This window comes from Vibrio sp. R10-SG3-ISO10 (assembly GCF_059834185.1).
The window spans coordinates 334,302-355,543 of sequence record NZ_JCBDHG010000002.1 but is presented as its reverse complement, the minus strand read 5'-3'; the positions used below and the strand labels follow the sequence as shown (position 1 = coordinate 355,543).

The 21,242-nt window shown below is 44.3% G+C and carries 18 protein-coding genes; 5 read left to right on the top strand and 13 right to left on the bottom strand.

Going from position 1 to position 21,242, the window contains the following annotated elements:
• Nucleotides 1-54: 54 nt before the first annotated feature.
• Nucleotides 55-2,532 (bottom strand): bifunctional diguanylate cyclase/phosphodiesterase, encoded by a 2,478-nt coding sequence (locus AC6R16_RS02390; protein WP_500673464.1) that lies wholly within the window; start codon nt 2,530-2,532, stop codon nt 55-57.
• Nucleotides 2,533-2,737: 205 nt separating this feature from the next.
• On the opposite strand from AC6R16_RS02390, the gene AC6R16_RS02385 reads away from it, so the two are divergent.
• The 3 genes from AC6R16_RS02385 (at nt 2,738) to AC6R16_RS02375 (ending at nt 4,335) form a co-directional block, all read left to right on the top strand.
• The gene (locus AC6R16_RS02385; protein ID WP_500673463.1) at nt 2,738-3,670 is read left to right on the top strand and encodes an endonuclease/exonuclease/phosphatase family protein; all 933 of its coding nucleotides are present in this window, start codon (nt 2,738-2,740) and stop codon (nt 3,668-3,670) included.
• 73 nt (nt 3,671-3,743) lie between these two features.
• The gene (locus AC6R16_RS02380; protein WP_500673462.1) at nt 3,744-4,112 is read left to right on the top strand and encodes a VOC family protein; all 369 of its coding nucleotides are present in this window, start codon (nt 3,744-3,746) and stop codon (nt 4,110-4,112) included.
• Between the two features lie 76 nt (nt 4,113-4,188).
• Nucleotides 4,189-4,335 (top strand): hypothetical protein, encoded by a 147-nt coding sequence (locus AC6R16_RS02375; protein WP_239824320.1) that lies wholly within the window; start codon nt 4,189-4,191, stop codon nt 4,333-4,335.
• Between the two features lie 54 nt (nt 4,336-4,389).
• Here the strand turns inward: AC6R16_RS02375 and AC6R16_RS02370 are convergent, their stop codons facing one another.
• The 5 genes from AC6R16_RS02370 to AC6R16_RS02350 all read right to left on the bottom strand — a co-directional run bounded on the left by AC6R16_RS02370 (nt 4,390) and on the right by AC6R16_RS02350 (nt 9,594).
• Nucleotides 4,390-5,790 (bottom strand): class II fumarate hydratase, encoded by a 1,401-nt coding sequence (locus AC6R16_RS02370; RefSeq protein WP_500673591.1) that lies wholly within the window; start codon nt 5,788-5,790, stop codon nt 4,390-4,392.
• Nucleotides 5,791-5,807: 17 nt separating this feature from the next.
• Complete coding sequence (locus AC6R16_RS02365; protein WP_500673461.1) at nt 5,808-6,188, bottom strand: hypothetical protein; 381 nt, start codon at nt 6,186-6,188, stop codon at nt 5,808-5,810.
• Between the two features lie 171 nt (nt 6,189-6,359).
• Complete coding sequence (gene yghU, locus AC6R16_RS02360; RefSeq protein WP_500673460.1) at nt 6,360-7,217, bottom strand: glutathione-dependent disulfide-bond oxidoreductase; 858 nt, start codon at nt 7,215-7,217, stop codon at nt 6,360-6,362.
• 179 nt (nt 7,218-7,396) lie between these two features.
• Nucleotides 7,397-8,047, bottom strand: a complete 651-nt coding sequence (locus AC6R16_RS02355) for an HAD family hydrolase (protein ID WP_500673459.1) — start codon at nt 8,045-8,047, stop codon at nt 7,397-7,399.
• Nucleotides 8,048-8,196: 149 nt separating this feature from the next.
• Nucleotides 8,197-9,594: an alpha-amylase family protein gene (locus AC6R16_RS02350; RefSeq protein ID WP_500673458.1), complete on the bottom strand. Its 1,398-nt coding sequence runs from the start codon at nt 9,592-9,594 to the stop codon at nt 8,197-8,199.
• Nucleotides 9,595-9,858: 264 nt separating this feature from the next.
• Between AC6R16_RS02350 and AC6R16_RS02345 the strand changes: the two genes are divergently transcribed.
• Both AC6R16_RS02345 and AC6R16_RS02340 read left to right on the top strand, forming a co-directional pair.
• Complete coding sequence (locus AC6R16_RS02345) at nt 9,859-11,517, top strand: ABC transporter substrate-binding protein (protein ID WP_500673457.1); 1,659 nt, start codon at nt 9,859-9,861, stop codon at nt 11,515-11,517.
• A 270-nt stretch (nt 11,518-11,787) separates the two neighbouring features.
• Nucleotides 11,788-12,666: an NAD(P)-dependent oxidoreductase gene (locus tag AC6R16_RS02340; protein ID WP_500673456.1), complete on the top strand. Its 879-nt coding sequence runs from the start codon at nt 11,788-11,790 to the stop codon at nt 12,664-12,666.
• Nucleotides 12,667-12,904: 238 nt separating this feature from the next.
• Here AC6R16_RS02340 and katG read toward each other — a convergent pair whose 3' ends face one another.
• The 7 genes from katG to AC6R16_RS02305 form a co-directional block, all read right to left on the bottom strand.
• Nucleotides 12,905-15,082: a catalase/peroxidase HPI gene (katG, locus tag AC6R16_RS02335; RefSeq protein WP_500673455.1), complete on the bottom strand. Its 2,178-nt coding sequence runs from the start codon at nt 15,080-15,082 to the stop codon at nt 12,905-12,907.
• Nucleotides 15,083-15,348: 266 nt separating this feature from the next.
• A complete protein-coding gene (locus AC6R16_RS02330; protein ID WP_500673454.1) occupies nt 15,349-15,966 on the bottom strand; it encodes a glutathione S-transferase family protein in 618 nt (205 codons plus the stop codon).
• A 9-nt stretch (nt 15,967-15,975) separates the two neighbouring features.
• Complete coding sequence (gene curA, locus AC6R16_RS02325; RefSeq protein WP_500673453.1) at nt 15,976-17,007, bottom strand: NADPH-dependent curcumin/dihydrocurcumin reductase; 1,032 nt, start codon at nt 17,005-17,007, stop codon at nt 15,976-15,978.
• A 99-nt stretch (nt 17,008-17,106) separates the two neighbouring features.
• A complete protein-coding gene (locus AC6R16_RS02320; RefSeq protein WP_500673452.1) occupies nt 17,107-17,691 on the bottom strand; it encodes a TetR/AcrR family transcriptional regulator in 585 nt (194 codons plus the stop codon).
• A gap of 152 nt (nt 17,692-17,843) precedes the next feature.
• Nucleotides 17,844-19,544 carry a diguanylate cyclase gene (locus tag AC6R16_RS02315; RefSeq protein WP_500673451.1) on the bottom strand — a complete coding sequence of 567 codons (1,701 nt, stop codon included), beginning with the start codon at nt 19,542-19,544 and terminating at the stop codon, nt 17,844-17,846.
• A gap of 158 nt (nt 19,545-19,702) precedes the next feature.
• Complete coding sequence (gene yqfB / locus AC6R16_RS02310; RefSeq protein ID WP_500673450.1) at nt 19,703-20,017, bottom strand: N(4)-acetylcytidine aminohydrolase; 315 nt, start codon at nt 20,015-20,017, stop codon at nt 19,703-19,705.
• Nucleotides 20,018-21,214 carry a DEAD/DEAH box helicase gene (locus AC6R16_RS02305; protein ID WP_500673449.1) on the bottom strand — a complete coding sequence of 399 codons (1,197 nt, stop codon included), beginning with the start codon at nt 21,212-21,214 and terminating at the stop codon, nt 20,018-20,020.
• Nucleotides 21,215-21,242 lie beyond the last annotated feature (28 nt).

Sequence of the window (21,242 nt, the reverse complement as noted above, 5' to 3'; positions counted from 1 at the left end):
GTTAGCGACTTTTTAGCGAGATTTGTAACCTCAGTGTCAACAAAATTACGTGAACTATAACTCAGCATACTTTTCTGCCAATTGTGCAATGGGCATTGGCCTTTCAATAAGGTAGCCCTGCAAAATATCGCATCCATATTCGATCAGTACGGCTTTCTGCGCTTCAGTCTCCACGCCTTCAGCAACAACCCTCATCTTGGCGGACTGCGCGATAGCGAGAATTGCTTTTACCAAAGAGTCACTTCGTTCAGAGCTCAGCATCTTATCGACAAAGACTCGGTCAATTTTGAGTTCGTCCAACGGTAGATTACTCAAATAACTCAAAGATGAATAACCGGTGCCAAAGTCATCAAGAGAAATCGTAAAGCCAAGCTCTTTTATCTGATTAATAATAGGAGTCACTTTGGGTAGGTCGCTGATTAACACATTTTCCGTTATCTCTAACGTAATTCGACTGCTTGGTAAGTTGTTAGTTTCTATCGCTTTTATTAGTTGGCTGATGAAGGCCTTATCCATTAACTGCATTGGGGAGATGTTAATCGATAGGGTAGAGTTGTACTCTGGAGATGGGAAGACACGGGTAAACTCTTCACAGGCTTTGTTTAGTACGAACTCTCCGATCTGACCTATGAGTCCGATCTCTTCGGCGAGTGAAATAAACTCTAATGGAGACACATTTCCAAGTTGTGGGTTATACCAGCGCAGTAGGCTTTCAACGCCATGCAGCTCACCCGTTTGGGCGTTGACTTGAGGTTGATAGCTGACGGTCAGCTCGTCACGTTCGATGGCTTCTCTTAACTCTCTCTCAAGCAAGAAATCGTACTGCACCTGTTTATTGATGGAGCTGTCGAAGAACAGAACATCGCCTTTTTGACGTGCCTTAGATTTATAGAGAACGATATCGGCCTTTGAAATCAAATCCTCAGGCTCCTCTCCATCTGATGGATACATGGAGACGCCAATAGAGCAGCTGGCAAAAATAACCTTACCATCGATAACAAACTGTTGTTTAAACACGTTTTTTATCTTGTCGACTTTCGATTCGGTTTCAGAAAGGTTTTTCAGCTTAGAGAAACAGAAGATAAACTCATCGCCACCAAAGCGAGCGACGAAGTCATTTGGACCTAAGAACTCATCAAACTTCTTACCGATTTCACTAAGTAACTTGTCGCCGGCACTGTGTCCGTATAAGTCATTCACTTTCTTAAAGTCGTCTAGATCAACAAACATGACTGCTAATTGACAACATGCCTTTTCGGAAAGTTGAATACCTTGTCGAATATTGTTGTGAAGTTGGGCTCGGTTAGGCAGTCCGGTTAACTCGTCGTGACTTGCCATGTATTCGAGTTTGTCCTTGGTATCTTGTAAATCATCAAAATCGCGGTTAATTCTTTTTTCAAATCGCTTGAATCGATTAGCGATAAGTCGGCTAAGCACTAAAGACAAAGCAGCGACAACGAATATCGTGAATCCACCAATGACTAGCATTTGCTGTAGTGTTGCTTTTTGTTCTTGTTCAGCTTGTTGAGCACGGCTGGCCAAATATTGATTGTTTAGTTCGTTATAAATACCTGCACCGATTGTCCACCCCCAGTTTTCATCTTTGACGACGTAACTGGTTTTAGAGTAGTTAGAGATATTAGAAGGGCCAACAGGCGCGATGTATTTCACAATGCCCTTGTTGGTTTCCATGATACGCTTCGCGCCTTCTTTAACTTCTTCACTACCAATATCAAAGATGCTTTTGCCAATTAACGACTGATCTAAATGAGAGAGAACTTGACCGTTCTCATCAACGACAAAGACATAGCCGTGCTCACCAAATCTTAAGTTTTTTAACCATTCGAGCGAAGTCGCTTTGATGTCATTTTCCACGTCGACAACATAGTCACCCGTACCAATAAACCAATCATAGGGTGCAAAATATTTACCGAACCCAATTTTTTCAAACTCATGATTCTTGTTATTGGGTTTTACAAACCACCAGCGATAAAAGTCTTCGCCCTTAGCTTTAACTTGTTCGCCCATTTCTCGGACAATGTAGCTACCGCGTACGTCTCTGAAATCCCATAAAGACGTCCCTTCCACTCTAGGGAGCAGAGGGTGCATAACATTGAGGCCTTCCGTCTTATAGATAAAGAAGTAGCCGCGTCCGTTATTGAAGCGAATATCTCTTAAGGCGTCAGTGATGAGCTTAGTGACTTGTTTTTCAGGGAGTTGTTTGTTGTTTTCGTAGATGCGAGTGGCGATAGCGTGTGCTTCGTAGATTCGCTCTTTAATCGTACTTTCTAGTTGTTGTTCTGTTTGGTCACGGGCGAACTCAATTTGCTCTGTGACGTACTCTACACGGTTGGTTAATTCGACAAGCTGTCTTTGCTCGTAATCCTGTTGAAGTGAAGCGAGATCTTCTTGAGAGCTTAGGATGGTGTCTCTAACGGTAAACGATACCCATAGCAGGGTAAAAAAAGCAACGATTGTAGCGGGAGCATAGGTGATAAGATTGATTAGTTTTTTGTCCGTTAGCTTGCTCATATCACTCCTTGAGAGGGTTAGCTCTGTTCGATAAGTATAGCGTTATTGATTTTATAGTTTCATTCACATTCTCCAATATTATTGATTGTTATCGAAATTTGAGAGTTGGCTATAACAAACTAGCTGCTTAAGATTAAGACAATCTGGAGACATTCACGTTATGTAGACCATACTTACTGAACCTTATTCTTTAGAGTGAGTCTCGGTGAAAAGAGCAGTTATTTGGTTTATCGTATTCATTCCAGCATTGGCTTGGGTGAGCCTGTCGTTCTACGAGTCAACGTGGTGGATAGAAAACATCGTCGCATTTCCGGCGATCTTTCTGCTTGTATATTGGGTGATGAGTGTTGGCTTCTGTCTCGGAAAACATTGGCTGCAAGCGTGTGTTTGCTTGGTCGTTTCTGGCGTGTTCTTTTTGCTCACACCTAAGTCGAACCGTGTGCTCACTACCAATTGCGTCAACCCAATCACAGTGACTCAATTTAACCTTTACTACGAGAACGACAATGTAAATGGGTTCATTAATTATTTGCTCGCCAATCCAAGTGATTTGGTGGTTCTCCAAGAGGTGGCTCCGGAAATAGGTGAGAAGCTTAAAACCCTTGATGACGTTTACCCTTATTACTATGGCGGTCAAGAGGGAATAGGTTATCCATCGAGTCAGATGGTGTTAAGTCGCTCACCACTAAAAGATATGTCGGTTTTTCTCACGCCTGATGAACAAGCGATTATTCGTGGGACATGGCACCCAAACAAACATCCTAATATTACGCTTATGGTGGCGCACCCCACCTCCCCGAGGACCAAAGAGCTATGGTATCGACGCAATGCCATTATCCGTACTATTGAGTCATTAAATCAGTTGTATATCAGTGACGAAGTGTTGGTTGTCGGCGACTTTAACCTCTCTTCCGTGAGCCTTCGATTTGGAAAAATGTTCCCTAGTTTTCAAACCGCCCCCGTAGCGAGTTGGCCAAATTGGGCGAGTCAACTTCAAACCCCGGATTTTACTATGATTGCGATCGACCATTTATGGCTTAAGTCGAGTCAAAGTGGCAGAAGGATCTGTGAGCGTAGGAGTGTAGAAAAGCCGAATGGCTCCGATCACAAGATGGTTGTGACGAAAATTGGTTATTGATATCGATTCTCACTATCAAACAGAGTATCCTTTGCTCACCTAGTAAATTTTGCCGAGAGAAAGGAAGCTCATCATGAGTAATTTAGCCATCACAGAAATTAAATCGTTTGTTCCAAGTAAAGACTTCAATGAGTCTCAACGATTTTATCAAGCTCTGGGTTTTGAAGTTGCCTCTGTATTTGGTGATGTCGCTTACCTAAGGCGAGATAGCCACGCTTTTTTGCTGCAAAACTACTACAACGTTGAGCATGCAGAAAACACCATGATGCACATACTGGTTGAGGATGCGAACAGTTGGTTTAGTCATGTCAAAGACTCGCAGATAGCGCAAAACTTTAGTTGTAAAGTGACTGAGTTGATTGAGCAGCCGTGGGGAATGCTGGAGTTCTGCGTAATTGATCCATCAGGCGTATTGTGGAGAATTGCGCAAAATATTCGCTAATTTTATATCAGTTGAAGTCAAGCAGAGCTAGATATAGAATTGCCGCTCCTTTCACATCTCATTTGTTTGAGGACATATGAACAGTGCACAAGTTGCGGCGTCATTCTCGCAAGCAGCCGTTTCACCTAAGCGTGAAGTGATGCTAAGAGAGTTTTTGGCGTTAGCAAAAATGGCATCGGCGATTGCCTTACCATTTTTGCTGTTGTCTCTGGCTTGGATTTAGTCCAGAGCACACAACACAAGGATGTGTGCTTTCTGTTTTGACCGACCAAATACGCTATTCAGCGACACCACCTTTGGTCAACTTCGTTGGGTTCAACAAACGTTCTAGTGTTGCACGATCTAAATCGGTTTCACGTTCAGCAACATCAATAATCGCTTCACCTTCTTTGTAGGCCTTTTTCGCAATCTCTGCTGCTTTCAGGTAGCCAATCACTGGGTTTAAGGCTGTCACCAGAATTGGATTTTTCGCCAATGCGACTTCGAGGTTGTCTTCGCGGACCTTAAATGTGGCGATTGCCTTATCTGCTAGCGCGGTTGCGCTGTTAGCGAGTAGCTCAATGCTCTCCAGTACGTTGTGAGCAATCACTGGTAGCATAACGTTAAGCTGAAAGTTTCCTGACTGACCGGCCACCGTGATTGTCGTGTCGTTGCCTATCACTTGAGCGGCTGCCATTGCTGCCGCTTCTGGAATTACAGGGTTAACTTTTCCTGGCATGATTGATGAACCAGGCTGAAGACCTTGCAGTTCAATTTCACCCAAACCTGCCAGCGGTCCAGAGTTCATCCAGCGTAGATCGTTAGCAATCTTCATTGTTGCTACCGCGGCCGTTTTTAACTGACCTGAAAGCGCAACAACGGCATCTTGGCTGCTGAGGTTGTAGAAGAAATTCTCGCTAGAAGCAAAATCAATACGTGTTGCTTGGGCGAGGTTGTCTGCGAACTTGGTCGCGAATCTCGGGTCAGCGTTAATACCTGTGCCAACAGCCGTACCACCTTGAGCTAAGGCTTTGACTGCAGTCAGAGATTGTTCGATTCCAGCTTTCGCTTGTTCGATTTGGAACTGCCAGCCACCTAGTTCTTGGTCGAAAGTAATAGGCATCGCATCCATCAAGTGCGTTCGGCCGGTTTTAACACTCTCGCCAACTTCGGTTCGTTTATCGGTTAGCACCTGTGAAAGGTGGTTTAACGCTGGGATAAGCTGCGTTTCTATCGCTAATACGGAACTAATTTGGATCGCAGTAGGAACAACGTCGTTACTGCTTTGTCCCATGTTAACGTGGTCGTTAGGATTCACATCGCCACCAAGTAATTGCGAGGCGAGCGTTGCGATCACTTCATTGGCATTCATGTTTGAACTGGTACCAGACCCAGTCTGATAGACATCGATAGGGAAGTGCTCCATGTGCTCGCCATCAATGATGGTTTGTGCTGCATCTGCGATAGCCTGTGCGATATCACCTTCTAGCAGTCCTAGTTGTGCATTGGTCAAAGCGGCGGTTTGCTTAATGTAGGCCAGTGCTTTAATAAAGCCTTCCGGCATCACATGTTTACTGAAGTGAAAGTTATCGACAGCACGCTGAGTTTGAGCTTGGTATAGAGCATTAAGAGGTACTTTTACCTCTCCCATACTGTCTTTCTCGGTACGAAATTCTTGTGCAGTAGGGCGTTGAGTCATCATTGGGTCCTTTTGAATTAGTCTAATGGCGCTTGTATGCGCTGTAATTGTTGTTTTAGGTGTAAAAACTGAACGTCACCATCTTCCCATTGATAGTAGTAGCGTTTTAGACACATCAACGGAGTATGGATAGAGTCTAGGCAGACTCGACGAAAAATTCGGCTGCGTATTGGATCTTGAATAGCATCAAGCAGGTGAAAATAGAGTTGGCGCAGGAAAAGCTCACACAGAAGTGGGTTTTCGTTGTCGGTTCCAGACTCGTATTGAGACGCCAACAACATACCCCAATGTATGTAGTCGTGAATGACATCAGGTTCAAACCCACACTGAGTATAACGATCAAGAAATCGATCCTGAGATTTGTAAAATGCGTTATAAAGTAACTGTTGATTATCCATATCCACCTCAACTTAATGTAATGATAATTATTATTAATTAGACTCATCGAATCAACCCCATGTTTTGTGGTTGATTTCGGTTGTGAGGGGTGGGGCTCAGTTCTTTGTTGTGGACAAAATAAAAGCCCTGCTAATTATTTAGCAGGGCTTTATGGATTGTATTGATTAGGGCTAAGGTTTCAGAGCCAGTACTTTATCAATATCTTCAGCACTGTGACGTTCAGGAACTTGCTCCCAATCTTCGCCCCAAGCTCGGTTAACAATGCGACCACGTTGCACTGCTTCACGGGCTTCAATTTGCTCCGCCCAACGTTTCAAGTTTTTGTAGCTATCAACGTCTAGGAATTCTGCGGCATCATATGTCTTACCTAACACTAGATTGCCATACCAAGGCCAGATTGCGATATCAGCGATACTGTACTCTTCACCGGCGATAAAGGTGTTGTTTGCCAGTTGTTTATCAAGAACATCTAACTGGCGTTTTGTCTCCATGGCAAAGCGATTGATCGGGTATTCGAACTTCTCTGGCGCGTAAGCATAGAAGTGACCAAATCCGCCACCAAGGTAAGGGGCAGAACCCTGAAGCCAGAATAACCAATTCATGACTTGAGTTTTTGCAGTAACTTCACTTGGTAGGAAGTGACCGAATTTCTCTGCAAGATAAAGCAGAATATTGCCTGACTCGAAAACATTAATCGGAGTATCGCCTGATTGGTCAACTAATGCAGGAATTTTTGAGTTTGGGTTTATCTCAACGAAGCCGGAACCAAACTGGTCGCCTTCGCCAATCTTAATTAAGTATGCATCGTACTCAGCCTCTGTCACGCCGAGTGCAAGCAATTCTTCGAGCATGATTGTGACTTTCTGACCATTTGGAGTACCCATAGAGTGTAGCTGGATAGGGTGCTGACCAACAGGTAACGCTTTCTCATGACGAGCACCAGAATCAGGACGGTTGATACTCGCCCATTGGCCGCCGTTCTCGTCATCCATTTTCCATACTTTTGGTGGTACGTATTGGTTTGTCATTGTTATTCCTTATTCAGATTGTTATCCGGCAATAACAAACATTGGGATACATAAATCGGATAAAAAGCCCTTAAGGAATTTTTTATTTGAACAGCTGGTTATTGACAATTTGGAAAGGATATAAGGAATTACTAATAAACAAAACAAACAGGCTTAGTTGGTCTAAGCCTGCATGGCGATTAGTGATCTGCTTTTAAATAAGCAAGGACATCAATTAAGGAAGGCTGGATCTGATGACCCAATGCGGTGACCTCTTCGCAAGGCTCAACAAGATCGGGGATTTGGAATGTCGTCATATGAGCTGCGACGGCACTGCGAACGCCATTATTGGAGTCTTCAAATGCAAGGCAGTGTTCTGGCTGTACATCTAGGCGCTCAGCTGCAAGTAAGTAAATTTCTGGGTCAGGTTTACCGTGTGTGACCTCACAGCCGCAAGTCAAACTATCAAAATACTTAGACAAACCAGCGAGTTCGAGTTTAATCGTTGCGACTTCACGATGAGTGGAGGTCGCCACTGCAGTTGGAACATTGTTGCTTTTCAACCACTCTAGTAGCTCAACAACACCATCTTTTACCGGTATTGCCTGATACTTGACGATGGCATCGTAATTTATGCGCCATTCTGCATGCAGCCTATCAAGATCGTCACCATATGCTTGGCGAAGAATCAGATCAATGCCCGCAGAGTTTCTACCGATGATTGATAGATACACGTCTTCATAGAAAGGGAGATTGACATTTTCACAGGCTTGCTTAAACACACGCATACAAACGCGTTCAGTGTCGAGTAATAGCCCATCCATATCAAAGATGGCAGCTTGAAATTTCATAGGTACGACTTAATCCATAACAGTGTGGTCAGACATTCTTACACACAAAATAATTATAGTAAAAGCCAAGGTTTAGGATAGCGGTCTTAGGTGTCTAGAGGTTAGTTCAAAGGCCTAAGCGATGATTAGGCCTTTGAGATGGTGTACTGCTACAGCTTCCACATTCTAGCGGTGCGTGCGGGTACAGTAAATTGGTGGTAACGTGAGTTAACTGTTGTCGTATCTGAGCTTAAGACATCTTTATACGCAACGTGCCAGTTAAACTCATTCTGGTAGGTATCAACAGTGATTGTTTTACTTTCACCACATTTATTGATTCCGACAACCCCTTCTTTGCCGCGCTTGAACAGCAAGGTACATTGATCACTGTGTAGCATGGTCATTGATTTACCTTGCATCGCATTGTGGAATTTGAGCATGTTGATCATGGTTGAATCTTTCCAAACATCTGCCCATCGTCCATTATCTTTATCTTCGCTGTCAGGCAGTTCATCACTGTAGATAAGAGGCGTTCCCCCATCTTTGCCTAGAATGTAGGCGTAGGCGAGTTTTTCGTCGGTAGGGTCCATAATTTGGTAACGGAAACCATCATTCGTCGGGATATCGTGGGTGATAGTAAAGGTAATCGCGCGTGCATCTTCTAATGCTTGACCATACGCCTGCGGATCATGCAGTTGGTTTAGCCCACCACCAAAAGAGAAAGCACCTCGAATAGAAGCAAACAGTGGGAAATCGTATGCAGCATGATTGGTGTTGTTAAGGTATGGGGCTAAGAATGCTTCGTAACCGGAATCACCTTTGCCGCCACTAGTAATCACCTCACCAAACACGTGCATTCCGGATGTAATGTCAGAAGAGAAAATTTGATCGATCTGATATTGGCTCATATGTTTAACCGCATCAATACGGAAGCCTTTGATACCCATCGACTTTAGCGCTTTAAGGTAACTTTTTTGTTGTGATATAACCCAGTTGTTCGGATCTAAGTCTGGTAGACCGGTATCACCATCCGCGCCACATAGTCGCCAGTACTGAACGTGACCTGGATCGTTCCAGTTAGTGATACATCCTGCAGGGTGAAAGTCTGATGCTGAGAACAGGTTTTGGCTCAAATCACCAAACAGTTTTTGATTTGCGTAATAACTAGCGCGAGATGAGTAGTCATTTAATACGTCGGTACCAGGGTAATTGAGGTCGCTGCGTTTCCAAGATTCATTCGCCATGTGATTCAGAACGACGTCAGCATAGACATCTACCCCTTGCGCTTTAAGAGCCGCAATCATAGCCTCTAGGTCTTGTTTGTTCCCTAGCGGTGAGTCGATAACACGGAGGTCTTGTGGTTGATAGCGTGCCCACCATTGAGTCCCACTTGACTTCATTGCTGGTGAAATCAACACTTTCTTATAACCGTTGGCAGCAATTTGTTGTGCATTCTGAGTGACATCGGAGTATTTCCAATTGAATGCATGAAGTATTGCCTCGGCACTGGCAACTTGAGGAATACAGAGTGCAGCTGTGGCAGCGAATATTGATGTTATTTTTTTCATAGGGTTTTCTCGTTATTGATATTCACAATAATGATATTTTTGCCGCTCTCTATTTGTAGCGATTAAATGTAAACCCGGAATTGTGCTCACGCTCTGTAGGGGTCAAATTTATAAAATACATACCAAGGTAGCATTTATGATCGGGTGAATGGCATCAACGCAATTTGATTTTTCTCCAGCAAAGATTGGCAAGAGGAAAGTTATATGTTTTCATTTGACCCGCAACATTATGCAATTGAATTTATTAAACTTATTGGATAACCATTGAGCGACGCGAACTTACGTAGACTCCAGCAGCTACTATTAAAATATGAACCTGATAAGGTTTACCACTTGGCGATCGAAGAATTGGAGAACGCTTTTTCAACCTCGCGTAGAAATACGTCAAACATCATTAAAAGTTTGTCTGAACTGGGGTGGATCTGTTGGATTCCTTCGAAAGGCAGGGGCAATTTGAGCCAGCTGCAAATCAAAGTGACGCTATGTTGTGTGCTAGAAAAGTTATTTGTTGCAGAGCTTGAACATGGCCGTTTTTCGAACATTACTCGGATGATGGAACTCTTCGGAGAAACTGCCGTTAAAGCGCTAACGTTAGCCACTGAAAAACAAAATCAACTCAATGAGGAGTGCGGAAATTTACTGATAACTCAATACCCTTGGGTTGATAAATTACAACCAGCTAAAACTTATAGATTGCCCGAACTACAAATTCTACGCAGTATATACAACACCTTACTTGTGCAGGACAAAGAAGGAAAAATTCAAGCTGGGCTAGCGCACTGTTGGCAGCTAGAAGGACGATTTATACATCTTTGGTTAAGGCCAGAGGTGGTATGTCACAACGGTAAAAGATTAGAAGTCACTCATGTTGTGGATTGCTTAAATCAACTCATGTCGATAGATGGGCCTGTTAAATATCTATTTGAGCAAGTTTGTGACATTAAGGTGGTGAGTCGAAACCAACTGACGATTGAGCTTTGTCAATCAAATCCGCTTTTTCTATATATCTTATGTCTACCCCATACCTCGATATACAGTGAGGATAAAGCTGAGTTCGCGAATGGGTTAAGTGTAAACGTAGGGACTGGACCATTTTTCGTCAAAGAGTGGGACAGCGAGCGCTTGGTTTTAAAACGGCATTGTAAGTACTATGGGCATAGTGCGCTACTTGATCAAATAACGCTGACGGAAGCTTCAGAGTTACAAGATTACAATTTGAGCTTTAATCGTAAAGAAGGTGTGGTGGAAGAGAGTATGATCAATGCTCTTTCTTACTTAGCGATCAATTATCGAAATGGCGCTGAAATTACCCAAGCGACCATTAAAAAGCTTATTGATTATGTGCAGAGCCAACGAAAGCTTTTTGACTCCGATTTAGTCGTTGATGACCTAAGTTTTTCGCAATATGAGCGCAAGATAATGCAGGCGGTACCACCTCGATTAGAAGGGCACCTAGTAATCACCAAGCCAAAACTAACGATTCCGCTGTTAAAGAAAACGGTCGCTTGGCTGAAAGATGTCATTGAGAAAACGGGTGTCACAGTGGATATAAAAACACTTGAAGATATCAGTGACCCCGGCGCGATGAGAGATCAGGCTGATATCTTGTTCATAGAGGAAATTATCGAGCAACCTCAAGATTTTGGGCTATATGATTGGCTACTTGCCTCATCAGGATTGAGGTTTATTTATAATGATGAAGCAATGCAAAAACACTGTGAAGCTGTTAAGAAGGCAGTAAGTCACCAAAACCCATACCAAGCGTTGAAAGAAATTGAGCAATCTTTATATCGCCACCAACAGTTATTGCCATTATTTCATGGGAAAGAAAAGGTGACATGCAGTGTGGAAGTTCAAGGCGTTGAAATAAGTAAAGGTGGCTACAGCGACTTCTACAATCTTTGGATTAATAAAAATACTTGATAGAAAACATGCACAATTCTTCCTAATTCCTTTCATGTTTTTTCTTGTCGAAGATAGCTAGTATCAGACTCGCGTCCATTACTGCCATGACGCCGCGCGCCATCCCCCCAATGGCGCGTTTTAGTCTCTACACCTGCCTTATTAACGTTTGTACACCTCAACCAAAGTTCGATACTTCTACAATGGCTTGCTGAAAAAGTTTTTAGTCAAACAAACGGCTAATGTTTAGTAGACTGTCTCTCTAACTATAAAATTCAAAAGGAGATAGGGATGACTAAGCAGAAAGTAGCCTTTATTGGTTTAGGTGTGATGGGCTATCCAATGGCTGGGTTTTTAAGTAAAGCAGGCTATGAAACTAAGGTATTCAATCGTACCAAAGCTAAAGCAGAGCAATGGGCTAATGATTACCAAGGCACTGCGTGTGAGACGCCAAAACAGGCTGCACAGGATTGTGACATTGTATTTGTCTGCGTAGGTAACGATGATGACGTGCGCAGTGTTATCTACGGCGAAGATGGTGTATTTGCAGGGCTAAAGGAAGGGGCAGTCTTAGTCGACCATACTACGACTTCCGCTGAACTAGCGGTGGAACTTGCCAAAGCGGCTCAAACCAATGGCAATCACTTTATTGATGCGCCAGTGTCGGGCGGCCAAGCAGGGGCTGAGAATGGCGTACTTACCATTATGTGTGGTGGTGAACAGGCTATATTTGATCAAGTTGCACCAGTCATGGATGTTTATGCCAAACAGATGACCTTGCTGGGTGAAAATGGTCAAGGCCAGCGCTGTAAAATGGTTAACCAGATTTGTATCGGTGGTATCTTGCAAGGCTTAAGTGAAGCGCTGTTACTTGCGCAGAAGTCAGGTTTAGATGTCGAGCAAGTCGTTGAAACATTAAAGCATGGTGCAGCAGGCTCGTGGCAAATGGAAAATCGTGCCGTGACAATGTCACAAGATAAGTTTGATTTTGGTTTTGCGATTGATTGGATGCGTAAGGACTTGGGCTTCTGTCTGAAAGAAGCACAGCGCGTTGGGTTAGAGCTACCTTTAACTAAAAAGGTGGACGAACAATACGCCGAACTGCAGCAAGATGGCTTCGGGCGTATGGATACGTCGGTACTGATGAAAGCGGTAGCGAAACATCAGTAATAGATGAATAGTTCTTTGGTATCAAACAACTTAAAGAAATCGAAGCCTTTCATAACCAACTCTCCTCACTGGTAACACTTACTTTATAGATTATGAGGCGTTATATGCGCCTCATTTCTTAATTTTGGTTACATCATTAAAACTAGTGCAACTTGGGCGATTTTTCCAAGCGATTAACCGCTTTCAATAGTTCGTTTGTGCCTCCACTACTCGCTGAAGAGAGTGGAGGCGATTCAAGTTACCGTTTTAAATCGAAACGGTCTGCGTTCATGACCTTAGTCCATACATTGACAAAGTCTTGAACAAACTTTTCTTTGTTATCGTCTTGTGCGTAAACCTCAGCGTAAGCTCGCAGGATTGAGTTAGAGCCAAATACTAAGTCAACGCGTGTTGCAGTCCACTTTTCCTCACCGCTACTGCGCTCGATAATCGAGTATGAGTTACGACCTGTTGGCTTCCACGTATAACGCATATCCGTCAAGTTAACGAAGAAGTCGTTGGTGAGTGTTCCAACCTTGTCCGTGAATACACCATGTTGAGTGTCTGAATGGTTTGTACCGAGTACTCGCATACCACCGATTAGTACTGTCATTTCAGGTGCGGTTAGGCCGAGCAATTGAGCATGGTCTAGCATCAATTCTTCTGGGCTGACAGCGTAGTGTTTCTTCTGCCAGTTTCTGAAGCCGTCAGCCACAGGTTCAAGAACCTCAAATGATTCGATATCAGTTTGTTCTGCGGTTGCGTCACCACGACCAGCAGCGAAAGGAACCGAAATATCTATGCCACCAGCTTTAGCCGCTTGCTCAATCCCGACGTTGCCAGCTAAAACAATGGTATCTGCAACGCTAATACCGAACTCATTCGCAATGCTTTCTACTATTGGTAACACTTTAGCCAGCTTCTCTGGCTCGTTACCTTGCCATTGGTTTTGAGGTGCAAGGCGAATACGTGCGCCGTTGGCACCGCCACGTTTATCGGAATTGCGGAAGGTGCGTGCACTATCCCATGCCGTAGAGACCATCTCACTGATGCTTAAGCCACTTTGAGCGATTTTGGCTTTTACTGCCGCAACGTCATAGTCAGCTTTCCCTACTGGAACAGGGTCTTGCCAAATTAGTTCTTCAGCTGGAACGTCTGGACCAAAGTAGCGAGATTTTGGTCCCATATCGCGGTGAGTCAACTTGAACCATGCACGGGCAAAGGTTTCTGAGAAGTACTCTGGATCGTTGTGGAAACGCTCGGATATTTTACGATAGTCAGGATCAAATCGTAGAGCCATGTCCGCGTCAGTCATGATTGGGTTATGACGGATACTTGGGTCTTCAACATCGACAGGCTTATCGTGCTCTTCAATATGGGTTGGTTCCCATTGCCAAGCACCAGCAGGGCTCTTTTGTAGCCACCAATCGTAATTCAGCAGCAAGTGGAAGTAGCCATTGTCCCATTGTGTAGGATTGGTTGTCCAAGCACCTTCGATACCACTTGTCACCGTATCGCGACCGACACCGCGAGAGGTATGGTTGTTCCATCCTAAGCCTTGCTCTTCTAATTCTGCACGCTCAGGCTCCGCACCTAGTTTTGACGCATCGCCGTTACCGTGTGCTTTTCCGACAGTATGTCCACCCGCGGTAAGGGCAACGGTTTCTTCATCGTTCATCCCCATACGTGCAAAAGTCACGCGCATGTCTTGGGCTGTTTTAAGTGGATCTGGGTTACCGTCGACACCTTCTGGATTGACGTAGATAAGTCCCATCATCACAGCTGCTAGTGGATTCTCTAAATCGCGTTCACCAGAATAACGACTGTTATCTGAATCGCTGGTGGCTAGCCACTCTTGCTCTGCACCCCAGTAGATGTCCTTTTCTGGATGCCAGATATCTTCACGGCCGAAGGCAAAACCAAATGTCTCTAATCCCATTGATTCATAGGCCATGTTACCCGCAAGAATCATAAGATCAGCCCAGCTGATTTTATTGCCATATTTTTGTTTGATTGGCCAAAGTAGGCGGCGAGCTTTATCAAGGTTACCGTTATCTGGCCAAGAGTTAAGAGGAGCAAAACGCTGATTACCTGTATCCGCGCCGCCGCGACCATCGCCAATGCGATACGTACCAGCAGAGTGCCATGCCATACGAATCATCAAGCCGCCGTAGTGTCCCCAGTCTGCAGGCCACCAATCTTGGCTGTCCGTCATCAATGCTTTCAGATCGTTTTTAAGCGCGTCTACATCTAGCTTTTTTAGTTGCTCTCGATAGTTAAAATCAGCGCCCAATGGATTAGTTTTTTGGTTGTGTTGATGAAGGATGTCGAGGTTAAGCGCATTTGGCCACCAAGCTACATTGGATGAATTTGAAGAGGTTGCGCCGCCGTGCATTACTGGGCACTGACCGCCATTGTTACCATTTTTGTGTTCCATGATTTTGCTCCTTAGTGTCGCGTACTTTCAACTGTCTGGTTGATTCTTGTTTTGTCGGTGACAGTCGAATTGTTCATGTTTAACAAGTCTTGCAGGACTGTTTATCTACGACAGAGAATAGTTGGCAGGGGCTTAGATATAAAACTGATTGTAGCTATGTTATCGATAGATAATTTCTATCTTGAGGGATGCTAGGAGAATAAATAGAACATAAAGGCTGGGTAATAGGCTGCCAAACTGAGTTTGGCAGCTTGAAAGCGAACAGGTTATGAGAACTTGATTTCTAGTTGCTGCGCTTTTTGCCATGTTTCATGGCTAGCGAGTTGCTCTGCATAGCGAGTGATATTGGAATAACGCTCTAGCAAACCAAAGTTGGTGAGAATATCGACGATGAAAGACATCATAATATCGGCACCAGTGAGTTTGTCAGCAACTAGGTAACGCTTACCTTCAAGTCGTTGATTAACATAACTCATCACTTTATCCAGTTCGATTGCCGCGTAATCAGGTAAGAAATTCATCGCAGCGCCATCTTTTTCAACGAAAACCTTCAGTAACAACGGCAGAGCTGCGGAGCTCTCAGCAAAGTGAAGCCATTGTAAATAATCTAAGTGGTCGTCGGTTCCTCTTGCCGGCGCCAGTGTATCTGCCGCGTATTTGTCTATCAGATACTCTGTAATAGCACCCGACTCAGTGATCACTCTCCCTGCTTCTTCAATAACCGGAGACTTCCCTAGTGGGTGAATAGACTTTAGCTCTGGCGGAGCTAGAAATGTCACACTATCACGACGATAAGGAACGATCTCATAGTCTACGCCGAGCTCTTCAAGCAACCAGATAATACGCTTGGAACGAGATTGATTTAAATGGTGTAACTTAATCATGTTAGTTCCTTATAGTGCGTCGTTGGTCTTGATAACCAGTTTGCCAAAATTCTTACCTTCTAATAGGCCGATAAATGCTTCAGGAGCCTTATCAAAGCCTTCTACGAGGTGCTCACGGTAATGAATTTTTCCTTCGGCAAGCCATTGACCCATATCTGATGCAAACTCTCCGTAGCGGTGCCCATAATCGTCAAAAATAATGAATCCCTGCATTTTGATTCGTTTGATCAAAAGCTGGGCCATCAGCATCGACATTCTGTCTGGACCTTCAGGCAAAGAAGTAGCGTTGTACTGAGAGATAAGGCCACACAGAGGAACGCGAGCCCCTGTGTTGAGTAGCGGCATAACAGCATCGAACACCTTGCCACCCACGTTCTCAAAATAGATATCGATACCGTGATCACACGCTGCTGCTAATTGCTGTTCGAAGTTATCTGCTTTGTGATCGAGACAAAGATCAAAACCCAACTTTTCGACTGCGTAACGGCACTTTTCTTCACCACCGGCCACACCGATAACGCGGCAGCCTTTTAGCTTACCAATTTGACCAACCATAGAGCCTACAGCCCCGGTTGCCGCAGCGACAACAAGAGTGTCACCTGCTTTAGGCTGGCCAATATCAAGCAGTCCCATATAAGCGGTAAAACCAGGCATCCCCATTACACCAAGCGCATAAGATGGGTGAGCAGGATTTTTGCCCATTTTAATCAGCCCTTCACCGTCTGAGATGCCGTAGTCTTGCCAACCAGTAAAGGCCAATACCCATTCACCAACTTCGTAATCTGGATGGTTTGAAGCTTCAACTTGGCATACTGTTCCCCCAACCATTACTTCATCTAGGGCAACAGGATCAGCGTAGGATTTAGCATCGCTCATACGACCACGCATATAGGGATCCAGAGATAGATAGACGCTGCGAAGCAACATTTCGCCTTGCTGTGGTACTGGTTTCTCAGACTCTTCTAGGCGGAAGTTTTCAGCTAAAGGGGCACCTGTAGGGCGAGAGGCAAGTACAATACGTCGGTTTACGTTATTAGTCATTGAGTTATTTTCCTATTATTAGACCAGTCGTCTAGTTGCTGTTTCAAAAAATTACCGTAGGACATTTCAACTACGGGAATTGTTCTTGTTTGGTTGATCTTAAGTCTTTAGTAGTGCTTTGGTTGTTTCTAGGCTGTGCTCAAGGTGGGTATGATCTTGAACCAGCTTGTTAAGTAAACTTGCGCCAAGCCACTGTTGATATAGCTGTGTCGCTGTTGCATGAGGATTTACCGCTGATATCGAGCCATCTTTAATACCAGCTTGAATGCATTGAGCGATCGATTCAATGATCCGACCTGCACCTGTTGCTAAAGCGACGCGCATAGTCTCTGACAAATCTGAAACCTCTGCGCTGAGCTTTACGACTAAACAGCGATTGGCATTACATACGCCGTTTTCCACTTCAAGCCAGCGTGAGAAATAACCCATTAATCGCTCGTTAGCATTACCGTCGTCAGAGTTAAAAAATGCGTTAAGTCGCGCAAGATAGGTTCTGAAGTAGTCTTCGATTAAGGCTTCACCAAACTGTTCCTTAGACTTGAAGTAGTGATAAAAAGAGCCTTTGGGTACATCCGCGGCTTTTAATAGTTGCGACAAACCAACAGCCGTAAAGCCTTTGGTCACCACTAATTCATAGCCCACATCGAGTATATGCTGGCGAGTATCGTTCGTTTTTTCTTTCATGAGGTGCACTATAAATTAAATTAGACCAGTCGTCTAGTGCGTGTTTGTAGCTAATTTAAGCTGCAATTGTTGGTGTAGGGGAGCGTGGTAAATAAACTGGTAAAGCACCACTCATAATCTGAGCTAACAGACTACGAGTGATGAATGTGTGGTTAAGGTTTTCGAGGCAGTATATCTGTGATGGTTGCAGTAGGCGCTTTCTCAACATTGGTATGAGTATGGATAGCTTGGCTACGCCCTTGCTCTTTAGCTTGATAAAGCGCGGTGTCTGCTGCTTTAACCAACTCAGTGGTAGATGCATTTAGCTCTGGGAATGTGGTCACACCGATAGAAACGCCGAGTTGTCCTAAGGAGAGACCCTTCATGTCCAAGTGCAGCTCTCTCACTGATTCGACGATAAGGTTAGCCAGTTTAAGCGCTTCGTCTTTACCCGTCTCAGGGCAGATAATCGCCAGCTCCTCACCGCCCAGTCGACAAGCGACCTGATTCTCTTCGATTGAGCGATTGAGCAAAGCAGACACCTCTTTTAATACGTAATCTCCCGCATCATGACCAAAGTTATCGTTAAAACGCTTAAAATGGTCAAGGTCGAGCATTAGCAGTGACAGTTCAGCATGGTCTTGCTCTGCTTTGGACCATTCTTTGTCAAAAACTTCCTCAAAGTAGCGTCTATTGAACAAGCCAGTAAGCGGATCTCGCATCGCTTGCGAACGTAATTTTTCCTGTAGGCTTAAATTAGCCAGCGCTAATCCAAGGTGCTCAGCGAGAGTAAAGGCTAATTGCTTGGTTTCTTCGCTGACTTGCTCAGATTGGACACCAAAATAGAGATGGAACATACCGACAGTGTTCCCATGTGCGGTAAGAGGAACGCACAACGTCGTTCCGTCTTCCTCCAAGCCACTCATATGAGTGCAGACTAAGTTGTGATGCTTTTCATGAGATAGATGAAACTTACCTTTTCGGAGTGCCCAGCAATCATTTGGTGCATACACTTTACTCGCGGGCCATTCGCCGCCCCAGTCGAGCTTCATCTCGAGTTGGTTACGTGACTCGCGCATGATCGACACGCTGCCATTAATGTCGCCGAGTAGCCTAGGGATGATATCTGCGACAACAACCTGCGCTTCTTTAATGCTATTACATGCTGCAAGCATATTGGCGAGTTGGTGTAGCAGTTCAATCTCACGGGTACTCTTTGCAATCCGCATTTCCTGTTGTTGACGTTCATGGTTGACCACGGCAAAGATTCTTCGATGACTGAACCAAGAAGAGGCGATGAGTACGATAAAGGAAGCGGCCATTAAGGCATCGACAATTAATTCGAGATCCAGTGTCATTGCTGTAAGCGCTGTAAGTGGCATTGCGAGGCGTATGACATATTTTGTGTCATGTCCATGCTCATCGGGTGGAAGTTCAAGAAGCTTCGCCACGTAGAGTAAATCTTGATTGATAGATTCGCTGTACCTTTTTGATATCCCCAGTTTGCCAGCTAGTGCTTCAACGACTTCTGGGCGATTACTATGGTCATCAAGTGTGTTAATCTCTCTATTTGAAAGCTGCGAGTCTCCAAGCACCTTACCGCTGCTATGTATGATGGTAAATCTTTGTCCAAAACGTGATTGAGATAGGTTATCAATAAAAACATCGATTTCTGGTTGCTCCATATCATAGAGGTCGAGTTTCTTTTCGTGGATTTGGTGCGCGACGTCATCAAGCAAGCCAGACATGTAGCCACTTACAATACGCTTAGTCCAATCGGCCAGCGTAGTATGGAAAAAGTAGCCACCAATAATCATTGAAATAGCTAAGGCAACGATGGGTAAGTACTGAAATCGATGTAGAGAAGCTGACATTGATACCACACACAATATAAGGTTATTGATTCAATTAAACATTTTTCCTATATAAGTTTAGCTGCATAATAAAAAAAAGGAGGAGAAGTGAAGGGTTTGGAAGAGAGAATCAAGTTTTTAATGCCCGCAGAAGCAGAGGGTGTCTGCGGGCATTTGATTTAGACTAGCTCGTAGCTAATTTCGAACAAGGTGTCCGTGTTAGGATAGATTTCTCGAATTAACTTTTTCAGCTTAGGCAGTTCAATGTACTCTTGCTTGGCATGAAACTCGTTAATATCGTCAAAGTGCAGTGGTTTCACAGACAAGATTTTCACCTCACACACTTTTTCATCAGTCTCTAGGGTGAAAACTTCAACCGTGGTGCCTGGCACGTAGTGAGACTCTGATTCATCGCGAATCGTAATGGTCTTTTTACCTGAGGCGACTAACGGAGTCAGAAACTCGAAGAAGGTGATTTTTGTTGGGGCGGTCATTTAATCTTCCTTTTGCTGACGTTTGTGCTTAGGTACATAATTCAAAATTGAAATGGGTACAGGTTTTCGTGGGGCGAATCCTTCAACTTCACGGCGTTCAATGAGATGGCCCAAGCGTGATTCGATCATGCAAAGGTTTTTGAAGTTGTCTTTGGATACAAAGGAGATTGCCTCACCTTGTGCATCTGCACGACCTGTACGTCCAATACGGTGTACATACTCATCGGCAGGGAACGGTAAATCATAGTTAATCACACGCGTTAAACCTTCAATATCGATACCGCGAGCGCCAACCCCTGTTGCGATCATGTACTTAATCTTACCAGCTTTGAAGTCTTCCAGCAGTTTTGAACGAACCGCTTGGCTACGGCCGCTGTGGAATGCTTCGGCCATAATGCCACGTTTTTCGAGCTGAGAGGCGAGCTTAGCAGCGCCATGTTTTGTTTCGATAAATATCAGCGCTTGGTCCCAATCATTCTCATTGATTAGATGGCTCAGTAGGGCAGATTTCTTGTCTTTATCAACGGTAATCAACCATTGCTCGATGTTCTTCTTCGAGGCTTGATTGGCTGCAATGGAGATCTCATAAGGGTCGTGTACCGCTGTTTTTGCTAGGTCTCGAATCTTGTTTGAAAGCGTGGCAGAGAACAGAAGGTTCTGAATATCTGTAGGTAAGCGATCAAGGATTTTGTTGATATCATCAATAAAGCCCATATCCAGCATGCGGTCAGCTTCATCTAGCACCAAGACTTCGACTTCGTCAAAATGTACCGCGCGCTTGCCGTACATATCAATCAGACGCCCCGGCGTTGCAACGAGAATATCCACACCTTCGATTAACGCTTGTTTTTGAGCTTGTTCGTCGACGCCACCATACATGGCGACAGAAGTCAGAGCTAGGTGCTGACTGTAATCTTGAATCTTCTGTTCAACCTGAACCGCTAGTTCGCGAGTCGGGGTCAGAATGAGAGCTCGAATGCGCTTTTTACGTTGTGTTTCACCTTGACTAAGTTTCTCTAGAATTGGTAACACAAAGCTTGCGGTTTTACCCGTTCCCGTTTGTGCAGCGGCGATCAGATCTTCTCCGCGGAGAATGACAGGAATCGCTTTAGTTTGGATATTGGTGGGTTTTTGATAGCCAAGTTGAGAAATAGCATCAGTGATAGGTTGGCTTAAGCCGAGTTTCGAGAAAGACATGCTTACACTCTGAATCTAGATTAAATCA

Excerpts from the sequence above, each read along its gene's own strand:
- AC6R16_RS02375 (WP_239824320.1), top strand. The coding sequence starts at position 4,189 with ATGAACAGTGCACAAGTTGCGGCGTCATTCTCGCAAGCAGCCGTTTCA.
- AC6R16_RS02320 (WP_500673452.1), bottom strand. The coding sequence starts at position 17,691 with ATGAAAGAAAAAACGAACGATACTCGCCAGCATATACTCGATGTGGGC.
- curA (WP_500673453.1), bottom strand. The coding sequence starts at position 17,007 with ATGACTAATAACGTAAACCGACGTATTGTACTTGCCTCTCGCCCTACA.
- katG (WP_500673455.1), bottom strand. The coding sequence starts at position 15,082 with ATGGAACACAAAAATGGTAACAATGGCGGTCAGTGCCCAGTAATGCAC.
- AC6R16_RS02390 (WP_500673464.1), bottom strand. The coding sequence starts at position 2,532 with ATGAGCAAGCTAACGGACAAAAAACTAATCAATCTTATCACCTATGCT.
- AC6R16_RS02365 (WP_500673461.1), bottom strand. The coding sequence starts at position 6,188 with ATGGATAATCAACAGTTACTTTATAACGCATTTTACAAATCTCAGGAT.
- yghU (WP_500673460.1), bottom strand. The coding sequence starts at position 7,217 with ATGACAAACCAATACGTACCACCAAAAGTATGGAAAATGGATGACGAG.
- AC6R16_RS02350 (WP_500673458.1), bottom strand. The coding sequence starts at position 9,594 with ATGAAAAAAATAACATCAATATTCGCTGCCACAGCTGCACTCTGTATT.
- yqfB (WP_500673450.1), bottom strand. The coding sequence starts at position 20,017 with ATGACCGCCCCAACAAAAATCACCTTCTTCGAGTTTCTGACTCCGTTA.
- AC6R16_RS02370 (WP_500673591.1), bottom strand. The coding sequence starts at position 5,790 with ATGACTCAACGCCCTACTGCACAAGAATTTCGTACCGAGAAAGACAGT.
- AC6R16_RS02380 (WP_500673462.1), top strand. The coding sequence starts at position 3,744 with ATGAGTAATTTAGCCATCACAGAAATTAAATCGTTTGTTCCAAGTAAA.
- AC6R16_RS02330 (WP_500673454.1), bottom strand. The coding sequence starts at position 15,966 with ATGATTAAGTTACACCATTTAAATCAATCTCGTTCCAAGCGTATTATC.
- AC6R16_RS02305 (WP_500673449.1), bottom strand. The coding sequence starts at position 21,214 with ATGTCTTTCTCGAAACTCGGCTTAAGCCAACCTATCACTGATGCTATT.
- AC6R16_RS02355 (WP_500673459.1), bottom strand. The coding sequence starts at position 8,047 with ATGAAATTTCAAGCTGCCATCTTTGATATGGATGGGCTATTACTCGAC.
- AC6R16_RS02315 (WP_500673451.1), bottom strand. The coding sequence starts at position 19,544 with ATGTCAGCTTCTCTACATCGATTTCAGTACTTACCCATCGTTGCCTTA.
- AC6R16_RS02340 (WP_500673456.1), top strand. The coding sequence starts at position 11,788 with ATGACTAAGCAGAAAGTAGCCTTTATTGGTTTAGGTGTGATGGGCTAT.